The following is a 22,283-nucleotide window of genomic DNA, read 5'->3' on the forward strand; positions in this document are numbered from 1 at the left end:
CCCCTTTGCTTTTGCTGATATTGACTTAGTTCGATTCTTTAAGTCACATGAGCGCTTTAACTTGCCGCTTTTACCTTTCCTTGCTTCAAGTCTGACAGAACTTGTGATTTTGGTCCGTCGGCAATAATGCTGCCTTTCTCCATCACAATCACTCTATCCACGATATCCAACATCGACGTTTTGTGGGTGATAAGAATCAAAGTCTCACTAGGTAACAGCTGGCTCAGCTGATGCTTAATGTGCATCTCTGAACGGTTATCCATAGCGCTGGTAGGTTCGTCCATCAATAATACAGGAGGGCGCCCTAGGAAGGCTCTAGCTATAGCTATCGACTGACGTTGACCTCCTGAGAGTAAACCACCACCTTCACCTACTTGGCGTTCTAAGCCTGCCGGATCTTGCTGAGTAAAAGCGGTTACACCTGCACGGTTGGCAGCATCCATGACATCACGATCGTCAACCAACGGGCGTCCCAAGGTAATGTTGTCTCTTACCGTGCCATAGAATAGATTACTGTCCTGCGGCACACAGCCTATATTGCGTCGTACGTCGACATGGTGAAGTTGTTCCATATCGGTATCATCAATGCGAACATGACCTTCTGTGGGCTTGTACAGGCCCATAATCAGGCGTTCAAGTGTGCTTTTACCTGAACCAATTCGCCCAATAATCGCGACCTTTTCACCTGGACTAATATTAAGAGTCAGGTCTCTTATAGAAGCGATTGGCGAATCAGGGTAATGGAATGTTACTTTATCAAGCGCGATATGCCCTTGAATAATAGGGCGGTGGATGTATCGCTTACCTTCCTCTTGCTCACTGGGCATCGACATGACTTGTTCAATCAAGGTCATTGATGACTTCGCTTGGTTATAACGCGTAGAAAGCAATGATAATTGGACAAGAGGACCAATTGCTCTACCACTCAACATAGTAGCGGCAATCAAGCCACCCATTGTAAGAGTGCCTTCTGCCATTAGGTACACACCAAAAATGATCATCCCCACATTGGTACTTTGTTGAACAAAGCCTGCTGTATTTTGGATGCTATCGGTAATACGACGACTTTTGATGTTCCAGTTTGCCATGTGCGCAACAGCTTCTTCCCAGCGGAATTGGAATTGGCTTTGAGCGCTGAATAGCTTAACGGTTTCTAGCCCCGCTAAACTCTCAATTAAGTTTGCGTACTTCTGAGAAGCAAGGCGAGAGCCTTCTTCAATGGTACGACGCAGCGGGCCTTGTATTAACAACGCATAGATGATCAGTATCACCACGCCAACGACAGGAACAAACACAAGGTTGCCAGCCATTAACCAAATTAACGCCAGGAACATAAGAGCGAATGGCAAATCGATTAATGAGCCTATTGTTGCCGAAGTAAAGAACTCACGGATTGACTCGAATTCTTGCAGGTTTTTAGCAAAAGCACCGACAGAAGCAGGCTTCGCTTCCATACGAATCCCGAGCACCTTACTGAACAACTTAGATGAAATCAGGATATCGGATTTCTTACCCGCAACGTCAATAAAGTAGCTTCGCATTAACTTTAAAAGCAAGTCAAAGAGGAAGACGACAAAAATACCACTCGCGAGTACCCATAGCGTCTCAAACGCAAGGTTTGGCACCACTTTGTCGTACACCAAACGAGTAAACATTGGAGCTGCAATAGCGAAAAGGTTGATTAGAATTGATGCGATCAGCACATCTCGATAGATTTTTTTAGATTGCCAAATTGTGCTCCAAAACCAGTGACCTTCGCGCGTTTTTAAAATTTCTGGTGAGCGTTCATCATAACGGAATTGTTTCTTTACTAAGAAGTAACGGCCGATGAATTGCTCTTTCAACTCTTCGATTGGGATGACGATTGGCATCATCCCACTTTCCGTTGTGATGATTTCGGCTTCTTGCTTCTCAATATCGATACTATTAAGAACGCAAGCCTCACCTTGCTTGAGTAACAATACGGCTGGCAGAATTAAGTGAGGGATGTTTTCTAGATCGGAACGGTTTTCTTTGGCCACTAACCCCGCACGCTCTGCAGAGCGAGGGAATAGGAAAGGGGTTAGCTTTCCATCAGAGAGTGGTAGCCCATTGATCAACGCTTCGGGCGAGTTGGCTAACCCGTAATACCGACTAACGTAGATCAGTGAGTTTAATAGTGGATCTTGCATGCGATATAACCTTACAACTATTTATCAACAATGAAGCCTTGGAACACTTCTACGTAGTTATCAGACAAAATATCTAACTGAGTCTGAGTTTCAATTCGTGACGCAATAGTCGTCACACCAAGGTTATGAGCCGTTCTTGAGATAGACGTTAACGTAAATTTCTGTTTTTCGTCATCAAGGTTATGAGTAAATAGGTAATCCAGCTTCACATAGCTAGGGCGGTACTCGTTGATGTAATCGAGCGATTGGAAGTTGCGTCCATAGTTATCGACACCAAACACCGCATCAGCGTTGCGAATGGTGTTACACAATAGTGCCGTGTAGTGAGGAACATTGACGAAACAGTTTTCGGGAATTTCAAAATGCAACAGATGAGCGATTGACGCATTTTTCTCAAGAGACTTTCCGATCCAACGGATGAAGCTTGGCTGAGAAATACTGCTTGGCGAGATATTGATAGCAACGGGGCTAGTAAGCTCTTTTGCATTCAGCTTATCAATCATCTTCTCGATAACGTATTGATCTAGGATATGGCTCATTTCAAGCTGTTCTAATGCGTATAAGTATTGGTTGGCACCGTAACGAACCCCCTCTTTCTCAATCGCAGAGAACACTTCTTGGTGATAGGTTTTGCCAAAACTATTATTTGCAGCTTGGAAGCGGAAAGTTACTAGGTCATTGATGATTGCTTCTTCGACCAACATGCGCCATTGCTGTTTACCCATTACAGCGCCATGGTCGTCAGCAGTTACGTAACCGTAAGCGAGCTCACGGTTCGCTTTCGCGCTAGACAGTGCGTTATCGACCAAAGACATGATTTCAGTACTGGTTTTACGTTTCTTGCTGTACGTCACACCGAGAGCTATGTGTGGATTCGCCATACCTGTTGGATCTGAACCTAGATTTTGAATGCAGTTTACGATGCTGCTCGCGACGAGTTTCAGTTCACTTTCATCAATGTTCGGCATAATGAAGCCAAACTCATCACTAGAAATACGAGCGATAGTAATATCTGGAGATGAAATAGATGCCTGTAGCTGTTCAGCTAATTGGTGAACTAAGGCATCGCCTTCTTGATAGCCTTTGTCATCATATTCTTCACTAATAAATTCGGCTTTTAGCACCGCCAGACCACCTAAACTAGACTCTTCTAACCACTGAGTTAGTTGAGACATGTAGTAAGCACGGTTACCTAACTGAGATACAGGATCGATATACGCGCGTTCACGAAGTCGTTGCGCTTCTTGTGCTTGGCTCTTAAATGCAAGTTCAACTTGAGTCGACATGTGGTTAATACCGTCGACGACTAAGATGAGGTCTTTTGTTTTAGGGCGAACCAGAGGCTCACCGAACTGATTTTTGGCGATTTGATCCATTTTTTTTATGATTAATGACAGCGGACGTAGTGCTCGTTGGAGTATCCATGAAATCGAGATCAAACCCAGTAAGAAAATCGCTCCAAAGAAGGTCACTAGCCGTGTAAATGCCTCCCAAAGCTGAGTATAGGCTGGGCCTGGGTGGCTCACTATCTCAACTTCAGCAAGTTGCATCCAACCACTGGTAATCACGCGGCGATCATGAATCGGTTTAAACAAATTCAGGTTGGTAAACCATTGTGGGACACCACTTGGTTTCACAGGGTATGAACGAAGAATATCATCTCCTGTGTCTAAAAAAATCAATCGTACGACAGAGTAAGAACTACCATCAAACAGTGCGTTGATAACAGACTCTACAGCCACTTGATCCTTTTCTTCGAGGTAAGGGGCGAGCGCCAGTCCAACAGTATTAATGGTATTATTTACTTCAGAGCGTTGCTGCTCTTCTAAGTAGTCACGGGTGGTATTGAATTCGATCATAAAAACTGAGGTCATCAGTAATATGAAAACCGCAACCATTCCGACCACAAGCTGTTTATATAAAGTCATTGTACCTACTCATCGTAATTGATAATGGGTTTGTTTAATTTTAGAGAGCGCTCACGCGAACGTAAGTCGTTCCATAAGCTCAATCTTGAAGATTTTCCTGATAACTTACCGCTGCCTGCCGCCGACTTGATCAACCATAGGTTTTTACCATTGAAGCTGTATATCGGTCGTAGATCTCTGCGCTTGGAGCCACGTTTTATTTCAGGGTTTAAGTTATCTAAAATTAACGGTTCTGCACTGGGTGTAGAGTAGTAAGCCAACACCATATGGAATTGGTTTAACTCAAGTGCTTTTACGTACACTAATCGTAATTTCTTATCTGGGACGCCCAGCTCAAGTAAAGAGAAGTATTTTGCGATAGTGAAATCTTCACAGTCACCCGCGTTACTACCCAAAAACTCCAGCGGTGTCGCCCAGTAGTCATTCTTTCCCCAAAGTATACTGTCATCGACAAAGTACATTTGGTTGAAGAACCGGTTTACCGAATCGAGTTTCTCTTTTTCACTTAACCCTGCGTACGACGTCATATTTGAGCGCCATGTCGACACTCGTTTCCCTGCTCTTTCTCCGTAGGTTACAGAGACTGCGTCTATCCACCTTTGGTCACTCTTGTTCAGTGCTCCGGAAGTAAAAGAGGTAAGGAACAGCAGCAATAACGAAAAACGAGATTTCATTGCCGCTGCTCTTGTTTTTTCACTGCATCTAGGAAGACGTTCTCAAGCATTAACCGTCCTTACTCTTTTAGTGCGTTGTTTTGAGCACTCAAAATTGGCTTCAACATATATTCAAGCACGGTTCTTTTACCGGTGATGATATCGACAGAAGCGGTCATACCTGGAATGATAGGCAGCTCTTCATTAGCCCCAAAGCTGTACTTCTCGGTACGAACACGCACGATGTAAAAACTATTGCCTTCTTCATCTTGAGTGGTGTCAGCACTGATGTGTTCTAACACACCCACTAAACCACCATATTTAGTAAAGTCATAGGCACTGAACTTAACCACAGCGCTCAATTCTGGACGGAGGAATGCGATATCTTGTGGAGCAATTTTCGCCTCAACTAATAGGGAATCTTCAGTTGGTACAATCTCAACAATGTCCATACCCGGTTGGATAACACCGCCTACGGTATTAATACCAAGCGTTTTGACGGTTCCTGTTACTGGAGAAACTACTACAGTACGATTAACTCTGTCTTCAAGGCCAACCGCTGATTCCGTCATTGCAGAGAGCTTATCTTGTGCTTGGTTTAGCTTCTCTTGTTGTTCTGATCGGAAGTTCAGTGCAGCATCGATACGACTGAGCATCGCTTCTTTGATTGCTGAACGTAGAAGAGGGATTTTGAGTTCGCTAGAGGTCATTTCTCGACGAGTGTCGTTAACTTGTCTTTGCAGCTTGAGCAGTTCAATTTTTGGCACCACCCCTTCATCAGCAAGAGGCTTGGTAATATCCAGCTCTTGGCGGGCAAAGTTGTAACTCTGTCTTAAATTCTGAACACGCGCTTTTATTTCAACTAGGTCTTGTTGCTTCTGTCCAACCTGTTGATCAAAAACGGAAAGTTGGTTCTTCAGGTTATTCAGATCTTGACGATATTCTGCTTTTTGGCGATTAACCAATTTGGGGTGAAGGTCGTAGAATAGTGGTGGGAAGGCGAGTTTACCATAATCGAGTAAGACACTTTTTTTCCACTCTTTTACTGAGAATTCTTCATTGATAACCACACTGGTCAGTGAGGCGGACAGCATGAGTACATTAGCCGTTAAGTTCGCAACTTGTTGCTCACGTTCACGAAAGTCAGAGCGGAATCGAGTGTCATCTATTAATAGTAATTGTTGCCCTTTTTGAACTCGTTGCCCTTCTTTGACTAAAATTTCTTTAACCAAACCACCTTCAAGGTTTTGCACCACCTGAATCTGAGAGGAAGGGATCACCTTGCCTTGGCCAACAGTCACTTTGTCGATTTCAGCCCAAGCAGACCAACCAATAGCAGCGACAAAAAACAGAACGATAACCCACAACATAATACGCGCACTGGTGGGCGTATTGAGGAGCAGTGCCGCTGTTTTGTCATCGACATACTCAAGTTCGGTCTCGTTCAATTTGCTGAAATTTTTCTGACTCATAACAGTCCTTGTTCGCTAAATAAAAGTGCAAGCTTTGTGAGTGTATTCTTACTTTTGATAAATGTTAAGGCTTTGCTCCTTTAAATCTTTGAATTTATATATTTTTTAACTCTTATTGTTTTTTGAAATCTGTTTTATCAAGTTGGTGTTTTCTCAGCTTGTCATAAAGCGTTTTTCGCGATACTTGCAGTTCTTGCTGTACCTCTTTTAAGCGCCCTTGATGACGATGTAGTGCCTCTATCAAGATGATTTGCTCAAAGCTATCGGTTCGTTGGCTTAATGACAGTTGTTGCTCTTCAGTCTTTAGAACGATGTGGCTCTTATCGCTTTGATCTTGATTATGATTAGGCTCTGATTCAAGCGATGTCAGCTTGGGTTTAGTCAACACTCTGAGTTCTGCATGTTGGCGAAGCTGTCGAATATTTTCACTCCAGTGAGTGGCGATCAATCGTTGAACCTCTTTTTCTGTAATCACCGGTGGGGGTAACTGATATCGACTTGCCGCACCACGAGCAAAATGTTTAAACAAAGAACCAATATCTTCTATTCGTTGCGCTAGCGGTAGCAAATCAAATCGACGGAACTCACTTACCATTGTAGTAGGAAGTATTGTGGTTGCTAAAATGATACAAGTTGCATTGGTCTTGCATGAGTTTTCACGAAGTAGAGTGGGTTTTAGGTTCGCTAGCCACTGCCATTGGTCTTGAGTTAATGCTTCTGTTTCATGGATATAAAGTGTCCCACCCTGATGTTTCAAGAACAGTTGCAAAACAAACTGATGGAATGTCGCTTCGTCACTGCGTGGCAAATTAAACGCAGCAACAGGGCAAAGCTCTGCAGCTTGATGGCTGTGAAGATCGTGCGTGTACTGCGCCGTGACCCTTTTACCCGTTCCTAAGTCACCGACGAACAGTAGAAGTGGGTTAGTTTTGGTATCTAGAGAGATCAGTTCTCGGCGTAATGCCTGCATTGATGGCGATTGACCAATCAGTTTTGGGCCCACCTGATTCTGTACCGCCAACTCTTTACGTAATAGATTATTCTCTTCAACCAAAGCGAGCTTATCCGATGCTTTTTTTACTGCGGTCAGCAGGGCATCGACCACAAACGGTTTTTCCAAAAAATCATAAGCGCCAGCTTTCATTGCGGATACGGCTGTTTGCACGTCCCCATGGCCTGTCAGTACGATGATCTGAAAATGAGGGTTTTGATTCAGCAGCTTTTGTGTCAATTGAATGCCATCCATCACTGGCATGTGAATATCGGTAATGACAATCCCAGCTTGCGTCACATCTATTCTCTTTAGTGCCTCAATGGCATTGGGGAAGCAGGCAATATCGATGCCTTCAATGAGCATGGCTTGCTCTACGGAGTCTCGAATGGCGGGTTCATCATCGACAAAATAGAGTTTAGGCAGAGGGTGCAAAAGTCGAATCCTTAACAGTATGTGAGGTTAGCTATGTGTGAAATTAGCAGTATGTAAAATTCATTTTCTAATCAACGATAACAACGGCACGTTAGCCCTTATCGTTATATAACGGGATGTTTAGCGAGAATACCATGCCTGAAGGCTCTAATCGGTTGGCGCTGATCGTGCCGTGATAAGCTTCAATAATCCGTTTCGATATTGAAAGCCCTAGCCCTAGGCCTTCCGGTTTAGTGGTAAAAAACGGGTTGAAAAGCTGTTCTAGCTTATCGTCCGGCATGCCAATTCCGTTGTCCCAAATGATCAACTGACAAGAATTATGATGCAATTGCCATTCGATGCCTATCTGTGGGCTGGCCGGTTGGTCAACGTTTTCCAAGTTTTGTTGCTCCTGCAAGATTTTCTGTTCAAGAACGTGTTGTTGAAGCGCTTGGGTCGCGTTGTGAACCAGATTCACCAGTACTTGCTCGAGTTCGGTTGGATGAATGGCAATATTAATGTTATTTGGCACCGTGCTTAGTCTTAGTGTAATGCCTTGCTTGATCATCAGCGCACTGAGAATACTGGTGGCGTTGTTGACCGCTTGGTGCAGGTTCGCGACATGATGTTCTTGTTTAGTGACCTTGCGAGTAAAGACTTTGAGTCGCGCTATGATGTCGGTAATGGTGTTGTTGAGGCCAATCATTTTCTCAAGATTGCTCTTCACTAAATCTGTCCGGTCCATTTCAAGCAGCTTTAAGCTGTTCTCGCTATAAGTTCGAAGCGCTGCAAGCGGTTGGTTGATTTCGTGGTTAATGCTGGCTGACAGCTCTCCGAGCACCGCTAATTTTGCTGTTTGGGTCAGCTCTTGTTCTGTCTGCTTCAGCTTTAACTGCGATGCTTGGTATTGAAAAATGGTTTGCTGAAGTTGTTGATTGGATTTCTTCAAATAGTGAGTACGTTTATCAACGGTTTGTTCTAGGTTTTGGTTGAGCCGGGTTAGCGCAACTTTCGCGACGTAAGTCTGTCGCCAAGACCACGCGATGAGCATCACCAAGCTGTAAATCACCACGAAGATGACATCGATCTGCAGCACTTTAATAAGCTCTGCTTCGGCCTTTTTTAATGCGACAACTTGGTACTGATTGTTACTGAAGGTTGCGGGGTAAAGATTGAACGGTCCAAGTTTAAACAATCGGTTTGCCGTGAGTTCTCTTTGTACTCGATTTGGTTGAATGTTGTTGGGCTGATTGGCGTCGTTAACTTGTGGTTGATAGTTGGAAGAGCGAAAAGCTTCTATGATCGAAATTTCGCTTTGACCGTATTGGCGCTGCAGGGCGATATCGGTTTGTTGCTTCTGGCTTAATGGCAACAACGAGTGATAAAGCCACTGAGTTTGGCTGGAGAGAAAAACCACTTGGTTAGAGTCGAGTACCACAATCTCAAAATCATCGCTGGTTAGGATGTTTTCAAGGTTCTCTAGACTCACTTTAACGGTGATAACCCCAACAATGTCATTCTCTATATACAGAGGCGAAGACAAAAAGTAACCGCGTACGTTGGAGCGAGCACCCAGTGCGACATAGTGTGTGCTGTTACCTTCAATCGCGGACGCAAAATAAGGACGAAACGAGAAGTTCTCACCCACGAAAGTACCGAGTTTCTGGTAATTACTGGAAGCGACCACAGTACCGCTCGGGTCATGAATATAGATGGTGTCAGCTTGGCTTTGATTCGACCATTCAAATAGCAATTGATTGAGCTGCGCAGCGGAAATCTTGTCTGTTTGTGGTGATGAGTCAAAATAAGAGAGCAGACGTGGGTCATGGCTGAGCAAATCAGGGATCTGTTTGAATTTATCCAGTTCAGAGTCGATTTGTAGGTTCGCTTTATTGGCTGCTTCGTTGAGCTTTTGAGTGACCACTTTTTCTTGAAATTGTACTGCCAAAAAATGAGTTGCGCTCAGCCCAATAGCCCCCAATAACAATGAGAATAAAACGAAGGGAGTCATTATGTTAAGCAGTATCTTAGTCACTAGGATCTCAGCATGTCATCGGTTTGTATACAGATTATCAATATGATGGATAGAGTACCGAGATCTTGTTAACACAGAGCACCTTCTGTGAGACAAAACCATGGCTTAGACTTGTGTTTCAAAGGATTACAGCGCAAAATCAAAAAAAATTGAAAGGAGCAAGCAAATGGAACTGACCGATATTCGTCGCGAATACGCTAAGGGTGGATTGAGACGTAAAGACTTAGCCGCAGACCCGATTGAGCAATTCAATCTATGGCTAGAGCAAGCTATTGAAGCTAAGTTGACGGACCCTACTGCCATGACAGTTGCTACGGTTGATGAAAATGGTCAGCCATTCCAGCGAATTGTTCTGCTAAAGAATGTTGATAAAGACGGCTTCGTTTTTTACACCAACTTAGGTAGCCGTAAAGCGCACCAGCTAGAGCACAATAGCAAAATCAGTTTGCATTTCCCTTGGCACCCTCTTGAGCGACAAGTTCATATTACGGGCACGGCTGAAAAACTGACAGCAATGGAAAATATGAAGTACTTCTCGTCACGACCAAAAGAGAGCCAATTGGCCGCAATTGCAAGTAAGCAAAGTAGTCGTATCTCTGCTCGTGGGATTTTAGAAGGCAAATATCTAGAGCTTAAACAGAAGTTCGCGAAAGGAGAGATTCCTGTGCCTTCTTTCTGGGGTGGCTTCCGTGTGCGTGTGGATAGCATTGAATTTTGGCAAGGTGGCGAGCACCGCTTGCATGATCGCTTCTTATTCTCACGCCAAGATAGCCGTTGGGATATCGACCGCCTGGCGCCTTAATTTGCTTAACTGCTTAACTGCTTAACTGATCCAAAAATACCGTTGATTAGACTTATCAACGGTATTTTTTTGTCTGTATCTCATCAAACCAATATCTAGTCACTGTGCAGAACAACGGAGATCTGCTTTTTAAGCAGGGTTTCTGGGATCATAGAGCCTAGCCCCGAGTCCAACGCATACTCAATCAACTGGCTTTTACTGCGCGCATCAAATTTCTGCTTCAACCTGGCGACATGCCCTTCGACCGTTTTGATTGAAATGTTCAACGTAGACGCGATGTACTGTGGTTTCTTGCCGAATAGCAGCAAGAACAGCACTTCTGATTCTCGCGAAGTCAGTCGCTTTTTGAGCTTTGATATGCGTGGCTTCGATCCTGCAATGGACACTTGATTGTCTTTTTCGCAAGTCGCCTGACACACCCAATGGCCTACCTCTAAGATGGCGGTGTCTGTGAGTTCTTGACCATAAAAAATGGTGCCTTGAACTTCGCCATTCCCATCAAGCCAAGGGGTTTTAGTAAAAATATGGGCGTGCCATCGTCCGTCTGGATAAGGGTGAATATCGAGGATTTTAAGAGTACTGCGTGTATCCATTACATGCTTGTCTTGAGCCCTGAAATCCTGCGCACATTCGGTTGTTTGACTAGGCATATCGAAATCGGTTAAGCCCGTACAAGTTTCGTTGGGTTTTAAGCCAATTAATTGGTTGTAAGCAAGGTTGGCATACACGAAGACAGAGTCAGTATCTTTGCAACCCCAGCAACCTGGAAGTTGTTCAAATAAAGAACGATGTATGGAGTCGAGGGGATCCGGCAAGGCTTTATCTCGTGAGAGGGAGTGTCGCAATGATATCAGTTTCTTATAGAGCTGCAATGACAATTAGAAGTCGAGTTATGCATCAAAAATGGAGTGTGATTAATAGTTGAACGGCATGCTGTTTAAGTGCGCTTTTATTGATCAATGGCTAAACAAAAAGGATGAGAAAAAAGCAAAAAAAAGCCAGCCTGAAGAAGGGCTGGCCAAAGACAAGATATACCTTGTCGACACGTAGAAGATTTCCAGTTTAATTTACGAGGGTCATGTAAATTAAGCTGAGGTATCAGATAGATACCCAGAGTGACTTACTACTCTATCGACGAATTTACTCCTAGGCGAGATCGAATATAAGGAGGGAATTCCCCTATAAACACTGACTCAACCTGATACTAGGAGAATCTAAGGTAAATATTTGAGGGCTTTGAGTAATACCAAGAGCTTATAACTCTCGTAATACTCGGAATCCTAAGTAGTTAGCGGCAGTAGAAGGCGAAACGTACAGTTCAGCAAACACTTTTGCCTCTTCAGGAGAGAAGCTCCACGCGCCCCCCTTAGCGATGCCTTTTTGGGTTGCAGTCCATTCCCAAACGTTACCTACCATGTCGTAGAAACCCGTTGGCGTTGGCAAGAATGATTTAACAGGAGAAGTACTGACGTTTGACCACTGTGTACCAGACCAACCAGTATTAGCTCTACCTGAACGGAATTTGTTGCCCCACCAGAAGCTGGTATCTTGACCCGCTCTTGCCGCCGCTTCCCACTCTTGTTGTGTTGGTAGACGGTAAGTAAATCCTGTTTTTTTAGATAACCAACGTGTGTATGCTTTCGCATCGCTTTGGCTGACGCATACAACGGGTGAGTTATCGACTTGCTTGAAACCAGGAGTTTTCCAGTCATTGTCTGACACAGTCGTGATTTCTGCATTCACGAAGGTATCACAAGTGTTCATAAGCTCAGCGTCTGTCTGGTACCCCGTATTTTTCACAAATGCTTTAAAATCTTGAACACGAGTTGGGGTTGCCGCTAATGCAAATGGGTGTTTGATCGTGACTTGCTCAGCGTTATTTTCACCGAGTAGGTAAGTCCCAGATCCAACCACAATCATTTCTGGACTTTGAGCACCATTGCCCATTGGGTCAGCAAACTTAGTCCCCACATTCAGTGAGTTCTGCTTCGCTTGTAATACTGCTCTTAGATTGTGATCTCGGGCTATTTTCAGCTCTTGGTGGAAAGAAAGATAACCTTCTTTCTCAATCGTAACCATGTGCTGCCCTGTAGGTAACATCACTTCAACCGGAGTGCTGCCATAGTTCACACCATTGATAGAAACCTTGTCATTATATTGATTTGAACGAACCACCAAGTTAACCCATGCAACTTCTTTCTGCTGATCATCGGCTTGCAGATCGCTCTGATCGAAACAGTTTGAGGATTGAATGCCAAGTAAGCGGCAAGGAGTGTTCTTATCTGGACGAGTTTCTAAATTCGCGGTAATCACGGCTCGGTAACGGTTATCTTCGGAGAAGCCAGATGATTTCACGCTGTGTTGTAGAACGTGAATATTCAAAGATGCAGACGCTAGGTGTTCTTTTACTATTTTTGATTCTGTCGCGTTGGATACAAGGCTATTTTGAAATTGTTTTACTGCTTTTTGAAGTGTCAAAGCCACCGTTTGGTCTGAACATTGAGCTAACGTCATGTCGCTGCTACAGCGGTTGGTAAAGCTAACGGTATGTTCTTGTGTTTGAGTGACCTCGCTTCTTAATCTCTCAGCTCTTGCTCTTAGTTTGTCTTGATTCAAATGGGCGATAGACATTTCTACAGCCGATTTTTCGGCTTTGATGGCCTCTAGTTCCATCACTAAGCTTTGAAGCTTTTGCTCTGAATCCGAAATCGTAAGCTTGTGCTCTTTTACCGATTTCCAGGCATCTTGAAAGCGATTTTGAGCCGGCGAGATATCGAAATCTGGCTCATCAATCATGCGAGTGTAATCTTGCTCTAGGCTAGTTTTCGCCGTTGCGAGTTTTTGCTCTGATTGAGCTAATAACTTGGCTTGACGTGCCATTTGCTCTGCTTGGTTGTCGACTTGATTTTGTTTGTCCGCCATCTTCTTCTCGATAGCCGTTAAACTGGCATGTTCTTCGAAAAGAGAGCTTTCAATGTCGATGACTGATGACGTGATTGCTGGAGATGTCGCTTCAGCGAAAACAGCAGGCGTCATTAAGCATGGAGCAAGTGCAAATAATAGAGTAGGAAAACCTTGGCGCATGTTGGGCTACTTCAGTCGTAATTTAGGTTAATTGAATATTCTAACGAAAACGCCATTTCGTTTGAAGCTACTTTCTATAACTACAAACAAGATGGCGAGTATTCATTCAGCTTTGTGAAATAGGCACGGCTATTTATATCAGGCTTAGCTTTATATATTTAGATTTCATTTTCTTTACTAGGAAGGAGTTTCACCCAAATAGTATCGCTGCCGTTAATAGTCACTGTGCGGTTGTATGACTCGTAACCTTCTTTTGAAATGGTTACTTGGTGACGACCGCTCGGTAGCGAAACCTCTAGGGGTGTGCTGCCGTATTTAATGCCGTTGATAGTGACTGAGTCATTGTACTGATCAGAACGTACCATCACGTTTGCCCACTGCTTGTCGCTCTTCTTTGTAACCTTAACGTCGCTGTCCGTTAAACAGTAGCGAGTTGAAACGTTCAATAAGTTACATGCTGCAATCGCTTCCGGTTTTGCTTGAAGTTGAGCTTGCATCTGCACAAAGTAAGAGTTGTTTCCAGAGAAACCGCTCTTGATTGCTTGGCTGTCTTGAACATGAATGTTCAATTGAACACCTTGTAAGTTTTGCTTCGCTAGCGTGCTTTCTGTGAGCTGTTCAAGTAATTTGCTCTTGAAGTTTTGTACTGCTTTCTGCTTCGTCAGGTGTTTACCTTGAGCAATACACTCACCCAGTGTCATTGTTGATGAACATGTGGTGGTGTAGCTCGTTTCAAGAACGGCACTTTCACGAAGTTCTGTTGCAATACGTTTAACGCGAGCTTCAACTTTTGATTCTTTCAAGTTAGCCAGCTCATTATTCAAACGAGCTTGCTTTTGCTTAATTTGAGAAAGGTAAATTTCGTTCTCATTCATCGCTTGCTGATTATCTAGCTGAGACGATTGATTCTCTTTAACCGCAGCCCAAGCATCTTGGTATCCTTTCTGAAAAGAAACCAGATCCGTTTCTGGATCGTCAAGTAAGCGACTGTATTGTTTGTCGAGTACAGATTTAGCTCGGTTACGTTTTGCCTTTAACTCTTCACCTTCACGTAACAACTTACTGTTCTGGTTTTGAAGTTGTTTTAAGGTCTCAGTTGCCGATACTTTGGTCGCTGAAATACGCTCAATATCTGAGTTTTTCTCTGTTAGCTTTGCATCGATAGCTGAAACGGGATCGACTTGATTCAGTTCTTCAGCTGATAACGATGCAGATACCCAAAGTGGGGATAGCGCAAGTAAAAGCGCTGAAATTCGAAAGTTAGTCATAGGTCCCTGCAACTTGTATATTTAAAATTGGCTCGTTAATAAAGTGTCTACTTCCTAGTTGTCAGTCACTAGTTATTAGCAATTAACACAGTACCCGTCTTTATACCGTTTTATTGCCCTCCAATCTACTCAAAAGCTAAGTTTCGGTACTTCGGATACACTTTTTACATATTTACACCGAAATAATTGAGCTATATAAGAAAATATTGTCGTTATGGTGTAGTCATTTGGTTTCCATTTGTGACTTGCTTTGACTTTTGGTGTTCAGATTTATTTGCTCTTGGAACAAGGAAGAATGGCCTAAAGATTGGAAGGTTGACTTTACAAAGCCCGTAGTTTGGGCTCACTTGATCATACTTCCGGAGACATGATCACGTGGTTATCAATAATGATCTTTCTTTGAAGAAGAGAAAACATCTCTCATGATCATTTACAAATTCATCTTCTGCAGATTTCAGAGTATTATTCTTATCATGTCGACCTAAGTACTTTGCTGTCATGCCAAAACCTTTACCCTTTCCAAACCTAGACTTGTCTCCGCTAGGGCTTACAGGCCCCCGACCAGCGGAGATCATAACTTTGCCTTCGCATATGGACTGTCACGATCATCATTATTCGCAGGTGGTGATTGGTTTAAAAGGTCAGGCTGAATTTGAAGTGAGCGGTAAAGGTAATCTTGTCGGCCCAGGTCAAGGTTGTGTGGTAACGGCGAGCTCTGATCATGCTTTCGGTGGTGTGGTTGGCCAGTCGGACATCCTAGTACTCAATATGCCAGTGCCAACGGATGATGACCCTCTGATGCTAGAGAAGATCAATCAGTTAGAATCATCGAACGTCTACTTCCAATTAGACGCGCAAATTCAAAAGCTTATCCATATGTTGGTGCAAGAAATGCAGGCCAGTCCTAATGATCTTCTACTAAGCCGAGCCTGTAATGACACGGTGATCGCGCTGATGCAAAGACACATCTCGGCATTTGAAACCTCAATCAAAGATTCACGCTTTGATCTTGAAGCGTTGGATCGCTACATAGAACAGCATTTAGCAAATAAAATCTCCGTCGCGCAGCTTGCAGGCAGTGTGTTTCTGGGTGAAAGCCAGTTCCACATGCTATTCAAAGATCAAATGGGCATTACCCCGCATCAGTACGTGTTAGGCAAGCGTATCGACCGATCTCGTCGTTTAATCGAACAAGGTAACCTCAGCCTTGGTCAGGTCGCTGAACTGGCTGGTTTCTCCGGTCAATCTTCCTTTACTCACACCTTTTCACGCCTTCAAGGCATGTCACCATCTCAATACAAAAAGAAAATTTCTGTTAAATAGTGAAACAAAACGGCATATTATTTTAAAGTTTCATATGTGACCTTGTGTTTGTTTTGTTAATAAAGCGAGTTTTTAGCAAAAAACTCGGAGTTTTTGACAAGTAATCCTTATATACTCTAAATACACTGCAGCCATTGTAGAGATCCCGGGCTAATTCCGGGTGTGAGATTAAGGAAAACGCATGTTTACAGCTACTGATGTGTTAAAGCCAGAATTCAACGAGCAGTCGCTTGCTGATCTATGGTCGCTTATCTCACCATTATATATGGTGGATGAAACCCAATGGCTAGAGCAACTTCTGCCGCTAGCTACCCCTTCTGAGTCAGAAAAGCAGCAGATCACAGACAAAACGACATCATTGATCGAAGCTATCCGTGCGGATAAGACTTCTATCCAGATGATCGATGCATTGTTGCTTGAATACAGCTTAGATACTCAAGAGGGCATCTTGCTAATGTGTCTGGCGGAAGCCTTGATGCGTATTCCTGATTCAGCAACCGCTGATGCGCTGATTCGTGACAAATTAAGCGTTGCGGATTGGAAATCTCACCTAAAGAATTCAGACTCAGTATTTGTTAACGCATCCACTTGGGGATTAATGCTAACAGGCAAGGTGGTTGGACTTTCATCTAAAGAGCAGAGTGCAGGTCAAGCGGTTAACCGTTTAGTGAACAAGCTTTCTGAGCCGGTGATTCGCAAAGCGATGCACCAAGCGATGAAGGTGATGGGTCACCAATTTGTTCTTGGTCGCAGCATTGCTGAAGCGCAAAAGAACGGTAAGTCTATGCGTGACAAAGGTTTTACCTACTCATACGACATGCTAGGTGAAGCGGCACTGACTACAGCTGACGCAAACAAATACTTCAAAGATTACCTAATGGCGATTGAAGCCGTAGGTCGAGACAACTATGTTTCTCCAGAATCGAAGGTCTCTTCAAAATCGAGCCCTGCGCCATCGGTATCTATCAAGCTTTCTGCGCTTCACCCACGTTATGAAGTGGCGAATGAAGACCGCGTATTGACGGAACTTTGCGACACGTTAGAGCAGCTATTGCGCCGCGCAGTAGAGCTAGACGTTGCGATTACGATTGATGCGGAAGAAGCGGATCGCCTAGAGCTTTCTCTTAAATTATTCGAAAAACTGTACCGCACTGACCTTGTAAAAGGTTGGGGTAAATTTGGTCTGGTTATTCAAGCTTACTCAAAGCGTGCACTACCGGTTCTAGTATGGCTAAACCGCCTAGCGAAAGAGCAGGGTGATTTGATCCCGCTTCGCTTAGTTAAAGGTGCTTACTGGGACAGCGAAATCAAATGGTCGCAACAAGCTGGCTTTACTGATTACCCAGTTTACACACGTAAAGAAGCGACAGACGTAGCTTACCTTGCTTGTGCGCGTTACCTATTGAGCCCAAGTGTTCGCGGCAATATCTTCCCGCAGTTTGCGAGCCACAATGCTCATACAGTTTCTGCTATTGCTGTCATGACCGACCATAAAGACTTTGAATTCCAACGCTTACACGGCATGGGTGATTCTCTGTACAACCATGCGATGGAAGCTTACCAACAGTCGGTACGTATATACGCACCGGTTGGCAGCCATAAAGATCTACTGCCATACCTAGTACGTCGCTTGCTAGAAAACGGTGCAAACAGCTCGTTTGTACACCGTTTAGTTGATGCGCGTTGCCCTGTGGAAGAGCTGACGCAACACCCTGTCGATATGCTTCTGGCGTTCGATACGCTGCACAACACTAAGATTCCTCTGCCTCCAGCGGTATTCCCTGAGCGTAAAAACTCTTACGGTGTGAACATTGATATTGAAAGCGAAGCGCATCAATTTGAAGAGCAAGTAAAAAGCTTCTTAAACAATCAATGGACTGCGGGCCCTGTGATCAACGGGGAATCTCTTGCCGAAAGCATGATCAAGGCTGAGCAGAACGTTGAGCAAGTGACGGCACCTTACGATCGTCGTATTAATGTGGGTCAGGTGGCTTTTGCTAACCTTGATCATGTTTCCGCAGCGATCACTGGCGCAGATGCAGCATTTGCTGATTGGAACGCAACTTCAGTTGAAACCAAAGCGGCAGCGCTTGATAAGTTGGCTGACTTGATGGAAGACAACCTCGCTGAGCTGGTGGCGATTTGTCATCAAGAAGCGGGTAAGACAATTCACGATAGTGTTGATGAAGTACGTGAAGCAGTCGACTTCTGTCGTTACTACGCTAAACAAGCGGATAACCTACAAGGTTTCGAACTAAAAGGTTTTGATGGCCAAACACGAATCGCTTCTCGACAAGGTCGTGGTGTTTTCGTTTGTATCAGCCCTTGGAACTTCCCTCTAGCCATCTTCCTTGGCCAAATTACTGCAGCACTAGTGGCGGGTAATACGGTTGTGGCTAAGCCTGCCGAGCAAACAAGCTTGATTGCTGCTCGTGCGGTTGAACTGATGAATGAAGCGGGCTTCCCTGCTGGCACCATTCAGTTACTACCGGGTCGCGGTGCTGAGATCGGCAGTGCACTAACAAGCCATGATGCGATTGCGGGCGTTGCCTTTACTGGTTCTACGCCAACGGCACAGCGTATCAATGTGTCATTAGCCACTCGTAACGCTAAGCCAGTTCCGTTTATTGCGGAAACAGGCGGCCAGAACGCGATGATCGTCGACAGTACGGCACTGCCTGAACAGGTAGTTCGTGATGTGATTCGTTCAGCATTCGCTTCAGCAGGTCAGCGTTGTTCTGCACTACGTGTGCTTTACATCCAAGAAGACATTGCAGACCGCGTGGTTGGATTGATTCACGGTGCAATGGACGAGCTGAGTGTTGGCATTCCACACCTGCATAAAACCGATGTTGGCCCTGTTATCGACCAAAACGCAAAACAGAAGCTAATGGCGCACTTAGAAAACATGACCAATACCCAGAAGAAGGTGGCTCAACTTTCTCTAGGTAGTGATTGTGAACATGGTGATTTTGTTCCACCAAGTGCTTTTGAAATTGATGACATCAGCTGCTTGAAAGAAGAACAGTTTGGCCCTGTGCTGCACATTGTTCGCTTCAAAGCGAGTGAGTTGGCGCAAGTGGTCGATCAAATTAACCAAACGGGCTTTGGCCTAACTATGGGTATCCACAGCCGTAACGAAACAACTTATCGTTGGATCGAGAAGCACATTCGTGTGGGTAACTGCTACATCAACCGTGACCAAGTGGGCGCCGTTGTTGGGGTTCAACCATTCGGCGGCCAAGGTTTGTCAGGTACTGGCCCTAAAGCGGGTGGTCCTCACTACCTATACCGTTTTACAGATGTTCATTTCTCTCAATCACAAGACAAGGCATAAGGAGCAGTATCATGGTTCATCAAGTGACAGGTTTTTCTGATGCTTTGCTAGCGTGGGAACAATGGAATCTTACCGACTTTGATTACAAGAGTGCTCAGGTACTTGCGCTGAAATCAGAGATCGAAAGTCAATCTGTGCCTTTGGCTGCAGTGGCAACTTATCATCTAGAGCAAGCGTCTGCGCTGCTTTCTGAGCATCACTTAATGGCAGGTCCTACGGGCGAAACCAATGAGTTGTATGCCGCAGGCCGCGGTGTGGCTTTGGTGATTGTTGATGATTGTGAAGAGAAGGTGCCCGCACTGCAAACTGCAACAGCGATGATTACTGCAGCACTATTGGCAGGTAACAGCGTTCAATTGTGCAGTGATGACGTGCAGTTCAACACCTTAATTGCAGATGCCGCGAAACAAGCGAATCTACCAACCAACCTGGTGCAGGTTGCTTCGTACGACGCTGCTCAACAGTTGTTGTCTTGCGATGTACGTAGCGTGGGTTACGTAGGTAACTCGCAAACGGCACAAGCTATCAATTTACAGCTTGCTAAGCGTGACGGTGCAATCGTCGGTTTAGTAGCTGAAACGGATCTGGTGACAATGAATGTTGCTAATGATCCACACCTATCGCTGCGCTTCATTACCGAGCGTACGCGAACTATAAATATAACAGCCGTGGGCGGTAACGCGACCTTGCTCGAACTTGGAAGTGAAGCTCACTAACCTTCAGTAAAATTGGCTCTAAGTACTTTTGGTTTTTTCCATTGTTGGGTTTTCTCCATCTTTGGATTTAATTCATAGTGCATTGGAGCCTCAATACCTAACTCAATGCACTCGCTTGCCTTTACGGTGAGTGTCTTGCATTGAATTAGGCATGGAAGGCTTTCTACAAAATGAGGACTATCAAATGATAGAAAACAGTTTTGCAATAACGACGACGTTCATTGCGTATCTAATTATGATGCTAGCGATCGGTGTTATTGCTTACAAACGTACATCTAACTCAACAGACTACTTCCTAGGTGGTCGTTCGTTAGGCCCATGGCCTGCTGCACTTTCTGCTGGCGCATCAGACATGAGTGGTTGGTTGCTACTTGGCCTGCCAGGTTACGCTTACGCTGCTGGCTTTGAAGCATTTTGGCTTGCTGGTGGTCTACTTGTTGGTACTTGGGCAAACTGGTTAATCAGTGCAAAACGTCTACGTACTTACAGCATTACGACTGAATCACTGACGCTGCCTGAGTTCCTATCTCGTCGTTTCAATGATAATTCTAAGCTGATCCAAACAATTTCTGCTTTCTTTATCCTTTTATTCTTCCTTTTCTACACAAGTTCAGGCTTGGTAGCAGGTGGTAAATTGTTTGAAACGGTATTCGGCCTTGATTACACAACAGCGGTAATTATCGGTACAGTCTGTGTAGTTTCGTACACTCTGTTTGGTGGTTTCCTAGCGGTATCTTGGACTGACTTGGTTCAAGGTCTACTCATGTCTGCAGCGCTATTGATTGTACCAATCGCGGCAATGAACGGTGGCCTAGGTCAGCTTTCTAGCGACCTACACAACATCAACCCAGAGCTGCTAACGCTATGGAATGATGCGAAGGGTGAGCCACTGTCTGCTATTGCGATCATCTCACTAGCGGCATGGGGTTTGGGTTACTTCGGTCAACCACACATCCTTGCGCGTTTCAAAGCAACACGTAGTAATAAAGACCTAACAACAGCGCGCCGCATTGCCGTTATCTGGACTGCACTGTCTATGATTGGTGCAATGCTTGTGGGTCTTGTTGGTCTAATCTATGTGACGAACTCTGGCGCACCTAAGCTAGACGATGGCGAGAAGATCTTCATGCTTCTTGTGAACGCGATGTTCCACCCAGTAATCGCCGGCATCCTACTTGCTGCCATTCTAGCGGCAATCATGAGTACTGCGGATTCACAACTTCTTGTTTCTTCATCTGCAATGGCAGAAGACCTGTATAAGCAAGTTTTGAAGAAAGACGCAACGTCAGAAGAGATTGTTCGTGTCGGCCGTTTCGCGGTTATTCTAATTTCTCTTGTTGCTCTTGTTCTGGCGATGACACCAGACAGCTCAGTACTTGGCCTTGTATCTTACGCATGGGCTGGTTTTGGTGCTGCATTCGGTCCTGCAATCGTATTAAGCCTATACTGGTCTCGTATGAACCGTAACGGCGCTCTAGCGGGTATCGTGGTTGGTGGTGTTACGATTGTACTTTGGAAGCAGTTCACGGGCGGTTGGTTCGATGTTTACGAAATCGTACCGGGAATCATCCTATCGACGCTTTCTATCGTTATTGTGAGTCTAATGACTGGTGAGCCAGAAGACGAAGTGAAAAAGCAACACGCTGAGTTCAAGAAGAACCTAGTTGAGCTAGACTAATTTACATTGTAAAACATATGTGAATTAGCAAAGAACATTAGCTAAAAAGCAATTGTAAAAAGAAATTGAAAAATAAAAGTAATAGAGTCACTTCGGTGGCTCTATTTTTTTATGTGGGCACTACCTTTGTCTTATAAAAAACCAGTAGGATACAGAAGAAGCACGGCTGTTATGAGGTTTACAATGTAAATCGAAACCAAATGATAGAAGGGAAATAAATAGAAGATAAAGGCTTTTCATAGCGCTTGATGTCAAAAAATAACCGATAAAATGGCTATTTTTTGAACTTGGCGCTCACTTTTGTTATTAGCTCGGTGAATTATTACACTGAATTGGACATCATGTGTCAATTATCAGTAACCACTAAAGACCTATAGGACAAAGGTATGCCTGATCTCTATTGCAAAGGAT

At 44.4% G+C, this 22,283-nt stretch carries 14 protein-coding genes; 5 read left to right on the forward strand and 9 right to left on the reverse strand.

Annotated features, from left to right (window positions below; translation table 11 throughout):
• Positions 1-56: 56 nt before the first annotated feature.
• From ACED25_RS05325 to ACED25_RS05350, 6 genes are all read right to left on the reverse strand, one after another.
• Positions 57-2,171 (reverse strand): type I secretion system permease/ATPase, encoded by a 2,115-nt coding sequence (locus ACED25_RS05325; protein WP_009846012.1) that lies wholly within the window; start codon positions 2,169-2,171, stop codon positions 57-59.
• 17 nt (positions 2,172-2,188) lie between these two features.
• A complete protein-coding gene (locus tag ACED25_RS05330; RefSeq protein WP_304570139.1) occupies positions 2,189-4,099 on the reverse strand; it encodes a LapD/MoxY N-terminal periplasmic domain-containing protein in 1,911 nt (636 codons plus the stop codon).
• Between the two features lie 5 nt (positions 4,100-4,104).
• On the reverse strand, positions 4,105-4,773 hold the full coding sequence (locus tag ACED25_RS05335) for a transglutaminase-like cysteine peptidase (RefSeq protein WP_012600028.1): 669 nt from the start codon (positions 4,771-4,773) through the stop codon (positions 4,105-4,107).
• 59 nt (positions 4,774-4,832) lie between these two features.
• Complete coding sequence (locus ACED25_RS05340; protein WP_009846009.1) at positions 4,833-6,224, reverse strand: HlyD family type I secretion periplasmic adaptor subunit; 1,392 nt, start codon at positions 6,222-6,224, stop codon at positions 4,833-4,835.
• Positions 6,225-6,336: 112 nt separating this feature from the next.
• Positions 6,337-7,641 carry a sigma-54-dependent transcriptional regulator gene (locus tag ACED25_RS05345; protein ID WP_371694839.1) on the reverse strand — a complete coding sequence of 435 codons (1,305 nt, stop codon included), beginning with the start codon at positions 7,639-7,641 and terminating at the stop codon, positions 6,337-6,339.
• A 100-nt stretch (positions 7,642-7,741) separates the two neighbouring features.
• Positions 7,742-9,640, reverse strand: a complete 1,899-nt coding sequence (locus ACED25_RS05350) for an ATP-binding protein (RefSeq protein WP_371694808.1) — start codon at positions 9,638-9,640, stop codon at positions 7,742-7,744.
• A gap of 190 nt (positions 9,641-9,830) precedes the next feature.
• Here ACED25_RS05350 and pdxH point away from each other — a divergent pair, with 190 nt between their 5' ends.
• Positions 9,831-10,466: a pyridoxamine 5'-phosphate oxidase gene (pdxH, locus tag ACED25_RS05355; RefSeq protein ID WP_009846006.1), complete on the forward strand. Its 636-nt coding sequence runs from the start codon at positions 9,831-9,833 to the stop codon at positions 10,464-10,466.
• A gap of 95 nt (positions 10,467-10,561) precedes the next feature.
• Here the strand turns inward: pdxH and ACED25_RS05360 are convergent, their stop codons facing one another.
• From ACED25_RS05360 to ACED25_RS05370, 3 genes are all read right to left on the reverse strand, one after another.
• Entirely contained in the window at positions 10,562-11,344 is a 783-nt protein-coding gene (locus tag ACED25_RS05360) for a PAS domain-containing protein (RefSeq protein WP_371694809.1), read from the reverse strand.
• A 376-nt stretch (positions 11,345-11,720) separates the two neighbouring features.
• Positions 11,721-13,550: an SUMF1/EgtB/PvdO family nonheme iron enzyme gene (locus ACED25_RS05365; protein WP_371694810.1), complete on the reverse strand. Its 1,830-nt coding sequence runs from the start codon at positions 13,548-13,550 to the stop codon at positions 11,721-11,723.
• Positions 13,551-13,708: 158 nt separating this feature from the next.
• On the reverse strand, positions 13,709-14,818 hold the full coding sequence (locus tag ACED25_RS05370; RefSeq protein ID WP_009846003.1) for a PEGA domain-containing protein: 1,110 nt from the start codon (positions 14,816-14,818) through the stop codon (positions 13,709-13,711).
• Between the two features lie 498 nt (positions 14,819-15,316).
• Here ACED25_RS05370 and ACED25_RS05375 point away from each other — a divergent pair, with 498 nt between their 5' ends.
• From ACED25_RS05375 to putP, 4 genes are all read left to right on the forward strand, one after another.
• Entirely contained in the window at positions 15,317-16,141 is an 825-nt protein-coding gene (locus ACED25_RS05375; protein ID WP_012600035.1) for an AraC family transcriptional regulator, read from the forward strand.
• 181 nt (positions 16,142-16,322) lie between these two features.
• Entirely contained in the window at positions 16,323-19,478 is a 3,156-nt protein-coding gene (gene putA / locus ACED25_RS05380) for a bifunctional proline dehydrogenase/L-glutamate gamma-semialdehyde dehydrogenase PutA (RefSeq protein WP_371694811.1), read from the forward strand.
• A gap of 11 nt (positions 19,479-19,489) precedes the next feature.
• Complete coding sequence (locus ACED25_RS05385) at positions 19,490-20,194, forward strand: 1-pyrroline-5-carboxylate dehydrogenase (RefSeq protein WP_371694812.1); 705 nt, start codon at positions 19,490-19,492, stop codon at positions 20,192-20,194.
• A 187-nt stretch (positions 20,195-20,381) separates the two neighbouring features.
• Positions 20,382-21,872: a sodium/proline symporter PutP gene (gene putP / locus ACED25_RS05390; protein ID WP_029222791.1), complete on the forward strand. Its 1,491-nt coding sequence runs from the start codon at positions 20,382-20,384 to the stop codon at positions 21,870-21,872.
• Positions 21,873-22,283: the final 411 nt, after the last annotated feature.

The sequence above is a fragment of the Vibrio sp. 1F263 genome (genome assembly GCF_041439035.1).
Classification (GTDB): Bacteria; Pseudomonadota; Gammaproteobacteria; order Enterobacterales; family Vibrionaceae; genus Vibrio; species Vibrio tasmaniensis_A.

Excerpts from the sequence above, each read along its gene's own strand:
- ACED25_RS05325 (WP_009846012.1), bottom strand. The coding sequence starts at position 2,171 with ATGCAAGATCCACTATTAAACTCACTGATCTACGTTAGTCGGTATTAC.
- ACED25_RS05330 (WP_304570139.1), bottom strand. The coding sequence starts at position 4,099 with ATGACTTTATATAAACAGCTTGTGGTCGGAATGGTTGCGGTTTTCATA.
- ACED25_RS05335 (WP_012600028.1), bottom strand. The coding sequence starts at position 4,773 with ATGAAATCTCGTTTTTCGTTATTGCTGCTGTTCCTTACCTCTTTTACT.
- ACED25_RS05340 (WP_009846009.1), bottom strand. The coding sequence starts at position 6,224 with ATGAGTCAGAAAAATTTCAGCAAATTGAACGAGACCGAACTTGAGTAT.
- ACED25_RS05350 (WP_371694808.1), bottom strand. The coding sequence starts at position 9,640 with ATGACTCCCTTCGTTTTATTCTCATTGTTATTGGGGGCTATTGGGCTG.
- pdxH (WP_009846006.1), top strand. The coding sequence starts at position 9,831 with ATGGAACTGACCGATATTCGTCGCGAATACGCTAAGGGTGGATTGAGA.
- ACED25_RS05365 (WP_371694810.1), bottom strand. The coding sequence starts at position 13,550 with ATGCGCCAAGGTTTTCCTACTCTATTATTTGCACTTGCTCCATGCTTA.
- ACED25_RS05370 (WP_009846003.1), bottom strand. The coding sequence starts at position 14,818 with ATGACTAACTTTCGAATTTCAGCGCTTTTACTTGCGCTATCCCCACTT.
- ACED25_RS05375 (WP_012600035.1), top strand. The coding sequence starts at position 15,317 with ATGCCAAAACCTTTACCCTTTCCAAACCTAGACTTGTCTCCGCTAGGG.
- putA (WP_371694811.1), top strand. The coding sequence starts at position 16,323 with ATGTTTACAGCTACTGATGTGTTAAAGCCAGAATTCAACGAGCAGTCG.
- ACED25_RS05385 (WP_371694812.1), top strand. The coding sequence starts at position 19,490 with ATGGTTCATCAAGTGACAGGTTTTTCTGATGCTTTGCTAGCGTGGGAA.